This window comes from Lysinibacillus sp. NPDC097162, assembly GCF_044762185.1.
GTDB lineage: Bacteria > Bacillota > Bacilli > Bacillales_A > Planococcaceae > Lysinibacillus.
This window is the reverse complement of record NZ_JBIWDT010000001.1, coordinates 293,855-309,095: the sequence shown is the minus strand read 5'-3', so window position 1 is coordinate 309,095 and position 15,241 is coordinate 293,855. Positions and strand designations below refer to the sequence as shown.

The window sequence follows — 15,241 nt, the reverse complement described above, 5'->3', positions numbered from 1 at the left end:
GTTGATGTCCGCTTCGGTGTGCGCTTTCCGCGGGCACAACGTAAGCCGCAACCTTCGCTAACGCGCGGTTTGTTGCGGCTTACACTGCGTGCGTTCCCGCAGGAGTCGCCCACCTTCGCTACCATCAACTCGTGTTCTCTTCTAATTTTTTATTTACTGCCAAAGAATGAACAGCTATAGTTTCATTCTTCTTACATAGCGTAAAAACGCCATCACATTAATCGAACTCTTTCTGCTTTACCGTTGATGTCCGCTTCGGCGTGTGCTTTTCGCGGGCACGATGTAAGCCGCAACCTTCGCTACCATCAACTAGATTGCATATACTATTTCCTTCGCTCTAAGAACAAACCTTATTCCTCGTCAATTATTATTTATCTATTAGCGCCATAGACTCTGCTAATGTAGCCATATTGCTCATCATCGAACAAGCTGCGTCTAGAATTGGAAACGCTAATGCTGCGCCAGAGCCCTCGCCCAATCGCATATTCATATGAAGCATCGGCTCTACTCCTAGCAATTCGGCTGCTATTTTTGCCCCAGGTTCTTCTGATGCATGAGAAGGTATGATATAGTCTTGTACTTTTGGTTCAAGCTCATATGCAATTAGTGCAGCTACTGTAGAAATAAAGCCATCAATGACAACTGGTTTGCGATTTGCGGCAGCCGCAAGGATTACTCCAGCCATAGCCCCTATTTCTAACCCACCAACTTTTGCAAGTATATCGATTGCATCATGACGATTAGGTTTGTTTATTTCGATAGCCTTTTGAATAACAGCTACTTTATGTTCAATTCCTCCTAACCCTAGCCCTGCACCGAATCCCGTCACTTCATGCGGATGACAAGCATGAAGTACTGATAATATAGCTGCACTAGGTGTTGTATTGCCTATCCCCATTTCACCAGTACCAAGAACATTTGCTCCTTTTGCTATTTCTGATGTCGCTATTTCTATGCCTACTTCAATTGATTGGACTGCTTCTTCCCTCGTCATCGCTGGACCTTTCGCCATATTATCCGTACCATATTTAATTTTTTTTATTAGTACACCAGCATTAAGCGGAATATCCTCTTTGACACCGACATCCACCGTTACAATTTTTGCATTTGTTATTTTAGCAATAGCACAAACACCTGTTACCCCTTTAGGAAAATTCAATGTTTGAAAAAATGTTACGTTTTGTGGATTCGATGTTACCCCTTCGTCACAAACACCGTGATCTGCCGCACAAACGATGATCACTTTGTTATCGAGTTTAGGATATAGTTCTCCCGTAATCCCAGTTAGTTGTATAGCAAGCGACTCCAGCTTCCCTAAACTGCTTGGTGGCTTGCTAAGAGAATCTATACGTTCCTTTGCATTTTCCATCATTTTGTTGTTAGTACGTTGAATGTGTTGAATCGTTTGTTGTAGCAATTGCATCATCATCTCTCCTTTTTTTAGCCTTTTACATAAAAGAATGAAAAAAATAGAAAAGCCTGTAGTTTATTTCATAACAAATAAACTACAGACTTTTCCATCGTCCATATCATCCGAAGCAATTAGGCAGGTCTCCTGGCTCAATCTCAACATTTTATAGAACCTTCCCAGCCATCGCTAGTGGTATTCTCTATAAAACTCCATTTTACAGTGGTGGGACCGCTAAAGCATTTCACTTTATTCCCTATTCTCCCAACGTGGGCACCTAATGCTTTTATGTAATTAATTTAAATTTACGACAAAGTTTTTTGAGTGTCAATATTGTTAAAAGTTTTGGTAACAGCACTTTTTGCATTGCCATCATTTAATATAAACAAAAAAATGAGGTATTTAACAACTGACTTGTTAAATACCTTCATCTTACATTATTTAAATTCTAATTCCCCATCATAGGCAAGCATGCCGCCTTCAAGATTTGTTACATCAAAGCCTTGTGCTTCTAAATAAGCACATGCATTTGCCGAGCGTCCGCCAGCTTTACATACGATAATATAAGGCTTAGATCTATCTATCTCATCTAAACGCTCTGGAATTGTTCCAAGCGCTATATGCTTAGCACCAGGAATGACACCTTGTGCTACCTCATCATCTTCTCGCACATCAATAATGTATAGGTCTTCGTTAGCATCTAGTTGTTCTAATAATTGCGTTGTATCCATTGATTTCATCTTTATAGTCCTCCAATATATCAATTTCCTATTACATTATAGCGTGAACGAAAAAAAACAGCTAGTGATGTAGCACTAGCTGCTTAAAATGACTCTATTCTTCTGTCTCTAAAAATTCGACTTGCTTTGCTGGAACGAAAGTAGAAATTGCGTGTTTGTAAATGAGATGCTGTTTGCTTTCAGCATCAACTAATAATACTGTAAAGTTGTCATAGGATTTCACTGTTCCTTTTAACTGGAACCCGTTTAACAGAAACACAGTTACAAAAACACTGTTTTTACGTAGATGGTTCAAAAACGTATCTTGCAAATTGATTGATTTCATAGATTGCGCCTCCCCTACTCTCTTTCTACCTCTTCATTCCTATAGTAGCATGTTATACCAATTTATCAATTAGTAATTTTTAGAAATTATTAAAGTTTTTAGTCTTTTTCAATAAAATGAATGTCCATCTTATTACGGAAATAAGTAAGTTGTCTTTTCGCGTAGCGACGAGAATTTTGTTTTAAACTTTCAATTGCTTCTTCTAATGTGCATCTACCATCTAAGTAATCATACAATTCCTTATAGCCAATCGCTTGTATTGACTGTACACCTCGAATATTTTGCTGCCATAACCCTTTTACTTCTTGTAACAGCCCTTTGTCCATCATCAAATCTACTCGGCGATTTATGCGATCATAAAGCTCATCGCGTGACATATTTTCTCCAAGCCCTAAAATCAAATGGCGATAAAGGGGGATTTCTCCACGATTATGTTCATCTGAAGCTTTTGAAACACCACTTAATTCAATCATTTCTAATGCTCGAATAACACGTCTTGTATTATTCGGATGAATTGTTTCTGCCGTTTTCGGATCCAATGCTAGTAGTTTTGCATGCATTGCTTCAGGACCCAACTTTTCTAGCTCCTCATAATACGCCTTACGTGCTACCTCATCTACCTGCTCCTCCGTAAATTGGAAATCATAGAGCACTGCTTGTACATATAATCCAGAGCCTCCAACAATAATTGGCAACTTCCCGCGTGCCTGTATTTCACTAATTTTGGCACGCACCAGTTTTTGATAATCCGCTACTGAAAATGATTCTGTTGGCTCTTTGAAGCTTAATAAATGATGTGGTACACCTTGCATCTCTTCCTCGGTAATTTTCGCTGTACCAATATTTAAGTCTTTATAAATTTGCATCGAATCGCCATTAATAATTTCACCATTATACTTTTTTGCTAGCTCAATGCTCAGTGCTGTTTTACCAGAGGCCGTTGGTCCAACGATTGCAACAACCTCTGCTTGCTGAATTTTATTTTGTATCATACTTTTTTAACCACCGTAATAAAACTTGATGAACCGCCTGATGATTGTCTTCATTTAAAATTTCGTGTCGCTTATCTTCAAATAAATAGACTGTAACATCCTGTATACCTGCTTCTACAAAACGCTCTGCCACTGTATACACTCCTTGACCACCGTCACCAACAGGGTCCTTGCTACCACTTATCAAAAGGATCGGTAAGTTTTTATTTATTTTTTCAATCTCTTTTTTTCGATTTAGCACCATAAGGCCAGCCGTTAAATCAACAAAAAATTGGTTTGTTGGTATAAAGCCACAATATGGATCATCAATATATTTTTGCACCTCATGCTCTACAGAACATAACCAATCATACGCTGTTTTAGCATTTGGAACTTGCTTATTGAAGCTCCCAAAACTCAATTTATTTAATAAAGGGCTCTCCAACTCTTTGCCCATCTGCATTGCTAATACTTGTGCAACATAATGTCCAATCTTATGCAATGTTGAAACGTTTCCTGTTCCACAAAGTATAACGTTATCCACGCCATTGCCGTAAAGCTGAATATACCTTCTAGCAATAAAAGAACCCATACTATGACCGAACAAAATGAAAGGCACATCTGCATACTGGGCATGCATAGTTATTATCACTTCATGGGCATCTTCAACAACACGGTCAAAACCATTTTTCTCAGCGAAAAAACCTAATGTGCCGTTATAAGATGCTGTTTCTCCATGTCCACGATGATCATGCATCGTAACTGCATAGCCTGCTGCACATAGTATTCGAGCAAATTTTAGATAACGTCCACTATGCTCTGCCATGCCATGTAAAATATGAAAATGACCTATGCATGGAATAGCCGGAGTCAATGTTCGCGTAAACACAAAATGTCCATCCGACATTTTCATATAACGCTCTTCCATTTACTACACCTCCACATCTGCAAAACTTGTCGCATCTATTATGGCTTGTTCTAATTGAGCAACATAAGTATTTCTTTGGGATTCTGAGTAGTGAAAACGCTGTTGCATTACTTGAATTACTTGCTCCTTATATCGTTTCACTGCATCAATATCAAAGTATAATAATCCCGTACGACGAATAAAGAAATCACAAGGTGTATAAACCATTTCCGCTTCTATACCATAGAGCAGCATCGCATGTAACACGAGAGGCATCGTACTGCCATGCTCATGCAAATACTTTACCTGATCAAATAAAGCGTCAACATTTGTACCATACTTTTGCACAAGATGCTTTGCTTCATCATAATTCAGGCCATACTGAACACCCTCTCTAGCTTTATATGCAGTATAATCAGGGAAATTAATAGCATTTATGCCCTTTGCACCCGAAAGCGACAGCTCACGTGTCATACATGGACTTGCATGCTTAAATTTATGTGTTTTGACAATTTTATCAACAATTGTTTCGGCCATTTGGCGGTAGCCTGTTAGCTTGCCACCAGCAATGGTCATCAAACCACTTGATGCTGTCCAAATCTCATCTTTACGCGAAATTTCAGAAGGGTCTTTACCTTTTTCGAAAATAAGTGGACGTACACCTGCCCAAGAAGATTCAACTGTTTCTCTTGTAATTTCGGCTGTTGGAAAAACATTTTTAGCAGCCTCAATTAAATAATCTACATCTTGTTGTGTTGCAGTAGGGTGTATAGGATTTCCTTCATAAACTGTATCCGTTGTCCCTAAATATGTTTTACCATCACGTGGAATTGCAAAAGCCATACGACCATCTGGAATATCAAAATAGACTGCCTGTTGCAATGGGAAGTGCTTTTGATTGAGTACAATATGGACACCTTTTGTCAGACGTAATTGTTTTTTGTCCGTACTTTTATCTTTTTGTCGTACTTCATCTACCCAAGGGCCAGTAGCGTTGACGATTTGCGCCGCATGAACTTCCACTACTTTTCCTGTTACATGATCTTTTACTTTTGCCCCAATTAGCTTTTTCTTGTTATATAAAAATCCTGTCATTTCAGCATAGTTTACACAAAGTGCGCCATATTCAACCGCTTTTTTTAACACTTCAATTGTTAAACGTGCATCATCGGTACGATACTCCACATAATAGCCGCCGCCAACGAGCTCATCACGCTTTAATAATGGCTCAAGCGCTGCTGTTTCTTGTGCACTCAACATTGTGCGACGTTCTTGCTTTTTCACACCTGCTAATCGGTCATAAACCTTCAATGCTATTGAAGTCGTAAATGGACCAAGTGAACCATGCTTATATAAAGGCAACAGCATCTTTTCAGGCGTCGTTACATGAACAGCATTATCATAAACAATTTCGCGTTCACGCCCGACTTCAGCCACTACACCCATATCAAATTGTTTTAAATATCGAAGGCCTCCGTGAATTAGCTTTGTTGAACGGCTTGATGTACCAGCCGCAAAATCCTGCATCTCAATCAATGCGACAGATAATCCTCTTGATGCGGCATCGAGTGCAATTCCAGCACCAGTAATGCCACCTCCAATTACTAATACGTCAAAGCTATATTGCTCTAAATAATCCATAATTTTAGGACGGTTCTCAAATGAAAACATACTTTCTCCCCCATTAGCTATGATTTGAATAAACGTGTAGCTTCCACAGCTCTTTGCCAGCCCGCATATAATATCGCGCTTTGCTCTGTGCTCATTTTGGGTTGATAGGTTTTCCCATTTGCCCATAATGCAGCTAACGCCTCTTTATTTTCCCAAAATCCCGTTGCCAGCCCTGCTAAATAGGCTGCCCCGAGTGCAGTCGATTCATTAAGCTTTGCTAACTCCACCTCTAACTGTAAAATATCACTTTGGAATTGCATTAAGAAGCCATTACTTACTGCTCCACCATCTACCCGCAATACTTCAATTGGTGTGCCAGCCGCTTCCTCCATTGCATCCAGTACATCTTTCGTCTGGTAAGCCAATGATTCAAGCGTTGCGCGGATAAAATGTTCTTTTGAAGTACCCCGTGTTAAACCAAAAATAGCGCCACGGGCATCGGTATCCCAATATGGTGTGCCTAATCCTACAAATGCAGGTACAACGTATACACCATCTGTATCAGCTACCTTTGTTGCATATTTTTCAGATTCTTTAGCAGTGCGAATCATGCGAAGACCATCACGTAACCACTGAATTGCTGAACCTGCTACAAAGACACTGCCTTCTAATGCATATGTCACAGTGCCATCAATGCCCCAAGCAATCGTTGTAAGCAAACCATTTTCAGAATGTATAGCCTGTTCACCTGTATTTAACAACATAAAACAGCCGGTACCGTACGTATTTTTAGCCATGCCCTTCGCAAAGCATGTTTGCCCAAAGAGCGCTGCCTGCTGGTCGCCAGCAATACCTGCAATTGGCGTTTCTTGCCCAAAAAATACGCTCGGTGCGGTCTTCGTATAAATTTCTGACGAATTTCTTACTTCTGGTAACATCGTCATTGGGATATTTAGTAGCTCGCAAAGCTCTTCGTCCCACTGTAGTTCATGGATATTATAAAGTAATGTCCGCGCCGCATTCGAATAATCCGTAATATGTGCCTTCCCTTTTGATAATCGCCAAACAATCCAAGAATCAATCGTGCCGAAGAGTAAATCACCATTTTCCGCCTTGTCACGTGCACCTTCAACATTGTCTAAAATCCATTTAATTTTTGTTGCAGAGAAATAGGAATCCAGACGTAACCCTGTCTTTTGTTGAAACATGTTTTCATGGCCTTGTTCCTTCAACTCTTTAACAATGTCCTGGGTTTGCCTTGATTGCCAAACGATAGCATTGTAGACAGGCTGACCAGTATGTTTATCCCAAACTACCGTAGTTTCCCGCTGATTTGTAATGCCAATTGCATGAACCTCACTTGCTTCATGACCACTTTCAGTTAACACAGCTGCGATAACTGAGAGCACTGATCCCCAAATCTCATTGGCATTATGCTCTACCCAGCCTGCCTTCGGAAAATACTGCTGAAATTCCTTTTGTGCAACATGGACAATTTCACCTTTATGATTGAATAAAATCGCTCTTGAACTTGTCGTACCTTGATCAATTGCTAAAATAAATTCACCCATTTTTTCTCCCCCTTAGGTTTTCTCACCACGCACGAGATTGCTGTAGGTTTTTCTTTTATTTACTGCGACCTCGATGCTCAGTTATCACTACATTACCCGTTTGAACATTTTTTCCACTTCATAGGTTGTAAAATGAATTAGCACTGGGCGACCATGTGGACAGGTAAATGGATTGTCTGCTTCGCGTAAATCGTCTAGCAATGCAACCATTTGCTCTTTCGTTAAATAATGATTAGCCTTAATAGACTTTTTACAGCTCATCATAATGGCTGCTGCCTCACGCATTTTTTTAACATCTGCCTTTTTCGTCGTCAATACTTGCTCAATTAAATCCTCAATAATGTCCTGCTCCTCGCCATTTGGAAACCAACTAGGATGCTCACGAATAACAAATGATGACTGTCCAAAATCCTCTAAAAATACGCCAACAGCCTCTAGCTGCTGTCTATTTTCACGCAGTATAAGCGCCTCGTCTGCTGCGTAATGGAAGGTCAAGGGAAGTAATAATGTCTGTCTTTCGTTCGGATTAACTTGCCCAACCTTTTCACGGAAAAACTCGTACTTAATACGCTCCTGTGCCGCATGTTGGTCGATTAAATAAAAGCCATCCTCCATTTGCGCAACGATATATGTCCCGTGAATTTGCCCTACTACTTCAAGAGCAGGGAATGGTTCTTTTTTAGGCTCTTCTATTTGAGATTCTTCTATTTGAGGTTCCTCATTTAGAAATTCCATGTGCTCTATTGGTGACTCTACTTCAGCCTGATTTGTTTCTAATTGTTGAATTGGTTGCCAGCTCTCTTCTATAACTGTAGCTGTTGGTGCTGGCTCCTCAACTGGCAATATGCTGGACTCTTGAACAGTTTGCGCATCATAAAGCTTTTCAACGATAGCATTCATTTTTTCGACATCCAGCTTCGGGGTAGGCTTCCAAATATTCAGCTGTTCTGTTGCAGGTTTCGGAATTTTTTCTTTCTTTTCCATTAGTGGTACACGCATAACTTCTCGAATTTTGCCACAAACCGTTTCTTCAATCAATTTCAGTAGCTCTGGTTCTTTACTTAAACGTATTTGGTGTTTGGCTGGATGAACATTTACGTCTGTTAAATAAGGATCACCTTCAATATAAAGTGCTACAATTGGAAAACGTTCAATCGGTAAATACGTATGGTATGCGTCGATAATAGCCTTTTGCACCAAATAATGTTTCACCCAACGACCATTAACAAACAGCGACATATAATTTTTAGAAGCACGCGTCACCTCTGGTAAAGATATAAAGCCCGACACCTTATAGTCATGAGACTCCCCTTGAAATGGCACCATTTTTTTCGCATTATGCATCCCATAAATCGCAGCAAGTACTTGCTGTACATCGCCTCGTCCATTTGTCTGTAGCAACTGCTGACCGTTATGTAGCAATCGAAAGGCAATTTGTGGATTACCAAGCGCTAGACGGTTCATAAGATCAATCGTATGCCCAAGCTCGGTTTGTATCGTTTTCATATATTTTAAACGCGCAGGCGTATTGAAAAATAGCTGTGCCACTGTAATATCTGTTCCTTTACGCAATGGCCCAGGCTTTTGCACTGTCACATGGCCACCCTCTAGTTCCACATACGTCCCAGATTCACCAGTCGAAGTAATCATCGTCATTTTGGATACCGATGCGATTGATGCTAATGCCTCACCACGAAATCCTAAAGTACGAATACGAAATAAATCATGCTCCTGATGAATCTTACTTGTTGCATGGCGTGAGAAAGAGATCAGTGCGTCTTCCTCATCCATCCCACTACCATTATCAATAACTTGAATTGAAGTGAGGCCCGCTTCTAGTAAAAAGACATCAATGGACGTACTCCCAGCATCAATTGCATTTTCGACTAGTTCTTTGACTACAGATGCTGGTCGTTCTACTACTTCCCCCGCGGCAATTCTATTGGATAGCCACGCGTCCATAATTTGAATTTTCCCCATGGCGCTTCACTCCTTTATTTTTTAGCGTTAACTAATTGCTGTTGTAATTCATATAAAATATTAATGGCCTGCATTGGTGATGTGCCTAGAATATTCACCTTCTCCAAGCTTTTCAAGACATCTGCCTCAGCTGAAGGCAACGCTGCTTCTTCTGTAAAGAGCGACATTTGTACAGGTTGTTCAACTACTTCTTGGGACACAGGAATTTCTTTACCTGCCTCAAAGTTTTCGAGCAATATACGTGCTCTCTCTAAAATTTCCTCTGGTAATTGTGCTAGCTGGGCTACATGAATACCATATGATTTATCTGCCGCCCCCTTTTTCACCTTGTGTAAAAAGACAACTGTTCCATTCTTTTCAGTGGCAGATACATGCACATTTTGTAAGCGAGGTAACTCTTTTTCTAAAGCTGTCAATTCATGATAATGTGTAGAGAAAAGTGTATTTGCGCCGATTTTGTCATGAATATATTCCATCATAGATTGCGCAAGACTCATACCATCATATGTGGATGTTCCACGACCAATTTCATCAAACAGCATTAAGCTATTTTGAGTTGCATGCATAATTGCATGCTGTGATTCTAGCATTTCTACCATAAATGTTGATTGTCCTGCAGCTAAATCATCCGCTGCACCAATCCGTGTAAAAATTTGATCTGTAATTGGTAATCTTGCCTTTTCCGCTGGCACATAGCATCCCATTTGTGCCATCACAACAATGAGTGCAACTTGGCGCATATACGTACTTTTACCAGACATATTGGGCCCCGTAATGAGCATCATGTTGTGATTTTCTTCGAGCACACAATCATTCGGTACATACATTTGCTTATTGAGCATTTTCTCTACAACGGGGTGTCGTCCTTCAATAATTTCAAGCGCACGTCCCGCATGAAATTCGGGCTTCGTAAAACGATATTTTTCAGAAACGCTTGCAAAGCTAAGCAATACATCTAATTCACTAATGCTCGATGCTAACGCTTGTACACGTGGAATGAATGATTTTAATTGTTCACGTATTTCAACGAATAGGTTGTACTCCAATGCCAAGCTTTCTTCCTCGGCATTCAAAATAAGTGACTCTTTTTCTTTCAGTTCCTGCGTAATATAACGTTCCGCATTTGCGAGTGTTTGTTTACGTTCATAGCGTGTTAAATCTGCCAAATGGATATTAGATTTTGTAATTTCGATATAATAGCCAAAAATACGGTTATAGCCTATTTTCAAGTTTTTAATGCCCGTTTTTGCACGTTCCGCTTGTTCTAACTGGGCTATCCAGTCTTTGCCATTGCGAGACGCATAACGCAGTTCATCTAATCGTTCATTATAGCCATCTCGGATAACATCACCTTCTTTAATAGTGATTGGTGGGTTATCTGTAATAGCAAGTGCCAATAAAGCCTCAACGTCAGCACATGTATCGAGTGCTGCACCTAACTTGTGCAATGTTTCTTTATTTGCTCCAATTAGCTGTTGTTGAATAACTGGAACTTGTCGTAATGAATCGCGAAGCTGTGCTAAATCGCGTCCGCCTACATTGCCAAACGCCACACGACCAGCTAAACGTTCTAAATCATATACTTGTTTTAGAGAAATTTGTAATTCTGATCTTACAAAATATTCTTCTAACAAATCACTAACCATCGCAAGTCTATCCTCAATAGCTGAGCGTGATGCTAACGGTTGATGTAGCCACTGCTTCAGCTTACGCCCACCCATCGCTGTAACAGTGTCATCTAATAGCCATAACAATGTACCTTTTTGGTCGCCGCCACGAATGGACTGAATCAGTTCTAAGTTTCGCTTTGAGCTAGAATCGATGCGTAGATAGTTTTTCATTTCATTAAAGGTAAACGCTTGAATATGAGAAAGTGAACGCATTTGTGTCTTATCGATATAATGAAGCAAACGAAGGCAAGCTAACTGTATAGTTGCTGGAACAGCTTCTAAATAGGTCACCGCTTTGTCCATCGCCATTTCATCTTCTTCAACGGATAGGACAATGCCAACATTCATTGCATGTTCTGCCAACAAAAGCTGTAAGCTCTCTGTTACGATTAATTCTCGAATACCATATGCCTGCATCTGCATCAGAAGTGCCTTGCCATCCCCTTCAATTGTTGACGCTATTGCTTCACCTGTAGATAGATCCAAGTAGGCATAGCCAAATGTCGTGGCATCCAATTGTTCTGCTGCGCCTATAAAATGATTGGTTTTACCATCTAGCGCCTTACCTTCCATAATAGTACCTGGCGTAATAAGTTGGACTACTTCACGTTTGACTACACCTTTTGCTTGCTTAGGATCTTCCGTTTGCTCACAAATTGCAACCTTATAGCCTTTTTGCACAAGTGTTTCAATATAATTTTTTGCCGAGTGATGTGGTACCCCACACATTGGAATACGCTCCTTAGCGCCTGCATCTCGACTCGTTAATGTAATTTCTAAAATTTGTGATGCATTAATTGCATCTTCAAAAAACATTTCGTAAAAGTCACCTAATCTAAAAAATAAAAAGGCATCCTTATAATCTTCTTTTACTTGCAAATATTGTTGCATCATTGGTGTATAAGTTGTCATTTAAAAATTCCCTCGCTCTTGCCATTTAAATCAAATACGCATTGGCATATTTGCGTTTAGATAAATTTTGTATTGTGCTATGGGTATGTACACTTGTAGTTACGTTAGCAATTGCTACTTAGAGCGATAAATCTAGGCTAACATATTAACGCCTTCTAAAGGCTGAACTATCCATTGAGTGCTTCTTCCCCTAATCGTTATATTTATTATAACAAAAGATACATGCGAAACGCTTATTTCACCTTTGTAAAGATGCTAGCATTTCGCATGTATCAAAAAATATTATCTTGTATATTATCTTGGACGTTCGTCAGGAAACGATGAGGACTCTAAAACGAATCTTCCTTCACTACTTGAGCTAGAAGAACTGGAACTAGAGCTTGATGATGAAGATGATGAAGATGAACTTTCATCATTAAAATTCCATTCCTCTTCGAAATCTAGCGGATGTACACTAATACAAATTGTCATTTCACCCATTACTTCAACGACAGTCTCACGTTCTACTACAATTTCAAATTTTGTTCCACATGGAGAAATTACCGCTTCCATGCAATTTGGTTCTTGTATTACACGCACACGCACATCATCGCCAACTGTTACTTCGCCATCTCTAAAATTAAGCTTTACTTTGTCTTTATAGTGAACCGTTTCTGAAAACACTGCTGTTTTCGAATGATTACTATAAGCATACCATACATTGACATCAAACTTTCCTGACACTTCTACAAATTTACCGACTTTTTTTGCTGAACAAGTATGGTTGATTACCCAGCAACCGAGAATACTCGTCGGTTTATTTGTTGGACATAACGTTACACGTTCTTCCGTTCTCTTCTTCCCTTTGGCAACTACTGCTTTCGTCACGATTTGTCGTAAACGTTTCAGCGCAATTCCTCCTTCGACTCTTTTCACTCCATCATATGCAGGTAGCGCCCATTGGGTGAACATATTTCATAGAATCGAATTGACTTCCTTTATACATTTTTGCATTCAACAGCTTTAGTAGAGGCTTTCATTATGTGTAAACCCCTTGCTAAATTGCGCCATAAAAATAGCCCGAATGCAGTCATTCGGGCTGTTTCTTCTATTATTTATTTATGAACAGCTACCTGGTTGAGAATTTTGTACATAAGAGCCAGTTTCACCACGTAACACATCGCCACCTGTTGAACGCACAATTTCATTTGTAACGTTATTGGCAATTGTGTTCGACACTAATTGTAATAAGTCATTCACATCACCTTGTGATTCTTTAAATTGCTGCACGACAGGAATGGCATTAATTTCTTCTTCGATTTTTTCTATTTTGTCTTCGATCATTTTTAATGCTTTTTCTTTACCTAAGTGCTGGAAGTTTACTGCTTGTTTTTGCAAGCTTTTTAAACTAGCAATACGTTCACGAACAAGTTGATTTTCATTAATTTGTGCTTCAGCTTTTTTAAAAAAATCAACTTCCGGTGTATTCGCAATCATATGCGCAATTTCATGGGATTTTTTAATTAAATCTTCTTTTGTATACAATACTTGTGTCATTTACGCTTCCACCTTTTCATTTTTTACTACTTCCACAAATTCTCCTGTTAATGAATAAGAAGTAGCCTCCGTTATTTTCACTTTCACTAACTGCCCAATCAACGCTGTTGGTGCTTTAAAATTCACTAGGCGATTTTTACGCGTATAGCCGGCAAGTACGTCATCACGACGTTTACTTGTTCCTTCCACTAACACTTCTACGATTTCGCCTTTCAAGCCTTCAAGCGCTTTTCTAGAATATTCTTGTACGACTGCATTTAAACGATGTAGACGCTCTTTTTTCACATCTTCTGGTACATTGTCAACCATCTTCGCAGCTGGCGTACCTTCTCGAGGAGAGTAAATATACGTAAAGGCCATTTCAAAGCCTACTTCACGGTATAGTGATATCGTCTCTTCAAATTGCTCCTCTGTTTCGTTTGGATAACCGACAATAATATCCGTTGTTAACGTCACACCTGGAATTGCAGCTTTAATCTTATCTACTAGGCTAAGGAAATGCTCACGACTATATTTACGAGCCATAATTTTTAACACATCATTTGAACCCGATTGTACTGGTAAATGAATATGTTCAACTAAGTTCCCACCTTTTGCTAGCACTTCAATTAAATAATCATCGAAATCACGAGGGTGACTTGTTGTAAAGCGAATACGCGGAATATCAATTTTTCGCAATTCATCCATTAAGTCACCTAGGCGGTAATCAAGGTCCTCAAAGTCTTTCCCGTAAGCGTTGACATTTTGGCCAAGGAGCATAATTTCTTTATAGCCCGCCGCTGCTAGCTCACGAACTTCAGCAATGATTTCCTCGGGACGTCGACTACGTTCTTTCCCACGCGTATATGGCACGATACAATACGTACAAAACTTGTCACAGCCGTACATTATATTGACCCAGGCTTTAATGGAACCTAAACGTTTTTTCGGCAAGTTTTCAATAACGTCGCCCTCTTTAGACCAAACCTCTACAACCATTTCCTTCGACATGTATGCTTCTTTTAAAATATTTGGCAAACGGTGTATATTGTGTGTGCCAAATACCATATCGACGTGCGGATACGTTTTTAAAATTTTATTAACTACAGATTCTTCTTGCGACATACAGCCACATACACCAATTAGCATTTCTGGATTTTTGCGTTTATATTTTAGCAGGAAACCAAGCTCTCCAAATACTTTGTTCTCTGCATTTTCACGGATTGCACATGTATTGAGTAGCACCACATCTGCTTCCTCGATAATATCTGTTGAAGTATAACCGAGCTGCATAAATATCCCAGCCATCACTTCTGTATCGTGCTCATTCATTTGGCAGCCATATGTACGGATATAGAAAGTCCGTCCCTCGCCCATGCCAGCAAATTGTTCGGCTATTTGGAAGTCTTTATGGTATTTCACTTCTTCTTTGCCGCGTTTTTTTGCATCTTTTAATGAAGGTGCAGTAAAGACCTTCTCAAAATATTTACTATAATCCTTTTCAGGCTTGTCTTCTTTTTTTGGTTGATTGACTTGTTGACTGGTTAATCGTTGTTCCTCATTCATTGCAGGTCAGGTAACTCCTTTCAAACGAAATCCGTGCATTCGAATTCCCATTTTACTATTATACT

General features: G+C 39.6%; 12 protein-coding genes and 1 riboswitch. All 12 genes read right to left on the bottom strand.

Translation table 11 applies throughout. The annotated features are described in order from the left end of the window. Window positions 1-367 precede the first annotated feature (367 nt). Window positions 368-1,423 (bottom strand): nicotinate-nucleotide--dimethylbenzimidazole phosphoribosyltransferase, encoded by a 1,056-nt coding sequence (gene cobT, locus ACIQXW_RS01450; RefSeq protein WP_402759480.1) that lies wholly within the window; start codon window positions 1,421-1,423, stop codon window positions 368-370. 105 nt (window positions 1,424-1,528) lie between these two features. After that, a riboswitch (cobalamin riboswitch) is annotated at window positions 1,529-1,704 on the bottom strand. A 141-nt stretch (window positions 1,705-1,845) separates the two neighbouring features. Beyond that, window positions 1,846-2,148, bottom strand: coding sequence for a rhodanese-like domain-containing protein (locus ACIQXW_RS01445; protein ID WP_340825719.1), 303 nt, complete (start codon window positions 2,146-2,148; stop codon window positions 1,846-1,848). A gap of 94 nt (window positions 2,149-2,242) precedes the next feature. Next, window positions 2,243-2,473, bottom strand: a complete 231-nt coding sequence (gene hfq, locus ACIQXW_RS01440; protein WP_228134406.1) for an RNA chaperone Hfq — start codon at window positions 2,471-2,473, stop codon at window positions 2,243-2,245. A gap of 98 nt (window positions 2,474-2,571) precedes the next feature. Then, entirely contained in the window at window positions 2,572-3,465 is an 894-nt protein-coding gene (gene miaA, locus ACIQXW_RS01435; protein ID WP_401020258.1) for a tRNA (adenosine(37)-N6)-dimethylallyltransferase MiaA, read from the bottom strand. After that, the gene (locus tag ACIQXW_RS01430) at window positions 3,452-4,372 is read right to left on the bottom strand and encodes an alpha/beta fold hydrolase (RefSeq protein ID WP_402759478.1); all 921 of its coding nucleotides are present in this window, start codon (window positions 4,370-4,372) and stop codon (window positions 3,452-3,454) included. Before ACIQXW_RS01430 ends, miaA begins: the two co-directional genes overlap by 14 nt. Window positions 4,373-4,375: 3 nt before the next feature. Continuing rightward, window positions 4,376-6,022 carry a glycerol-3-phosphate dehydrogenase/oxidase gene (locus tag ACIQXW_RS01425; protein ID WP_401020263.1) on the bottom strand — a complete coding sequence of 549 codons (1,647 nt, stop codon included), beginning with the start codon at window positions 6,020-6,022 and terminating at the stop codon, window positions 4,376-4,378. Window positions 6,023-6,039: 17 nt separating this feature from the next. After that, window positions 6,040-7,533, bottom strand: a complete 1,494-nt coding sequence (glpK, locus tag ACIQXW_RS01420) for a glycerol kinase GlpK (protein WP_401020265.1) — start codon at window positions 7,531-7,533, stop codon at window positions 6,040-6,042. An 87-nt stretch (window positions 7,534-7,620) separates the two neighbouring features. Beyond that, window positions 7,621-9,513 carry a DNA mismatch repair endonuclease MutL gene (gene mutL, locus ACIQXW_RS01415; protein WP_402759476.1) on the bottom strand — a complete coding sequence of 631 codons (1,893 nt, stop codon included), beginning with the start codon at window positions 9,511-9,513 and terminating at the stop codon, window positions 7,621-7,623. A gap of 14 nt (window positions 9,514-9,527) precedes the next feature. Continuing rightward, window positions 9,528-12,095, bottom strand: coding sequence for a DNA mismatch repair protein MutS (gene mutS, locus ACIQXW_RS01410; RefSeq protein WP_402759474.1), 2,568 nt, complete (start codon window positions 12,093-12,095; stop codon window positions 9,528-9,530). A 294-nt stretch (window positions 12,096-12,389) separates the two neighbouring features. Next, entirely contained in the window at window positions 12,390-13,046 is a 657-nt protein-coding gene (gene cotE / locus ACIQXW_RS01405; protein ID WP_340825727.1) for an outer spore coat protein CotE, read from the bottom strand. A gap of 147 nt (window positions 13,047-13,193) precedes the next feature. Continuing rightward, window positions 13,194-13,631, bottom strand: coding sequence for a YlbF/YmcA family competence regulator (locus tag ACIQXW_RS01400; protein ID WP_340825728.1), 438 nt, complete (start codon window positions 13,629-13,631; stop codon window positions 13,194-13,196). Continuing rightward, entirely contained in the window at window positions 13,632-15,176 is a 1,545-nt protein-coding gene (miaB, locus tag ACIQXW_RS01395; protein WP_402759472.1) for a tRNA (N6-isopentenyl adenosine(37)-C2)-methylthiotransferase MiaB, read from the bottom strand. Between the last annotated feature and the right edge of the window lie 65 nt (window positions 15,177-15,241).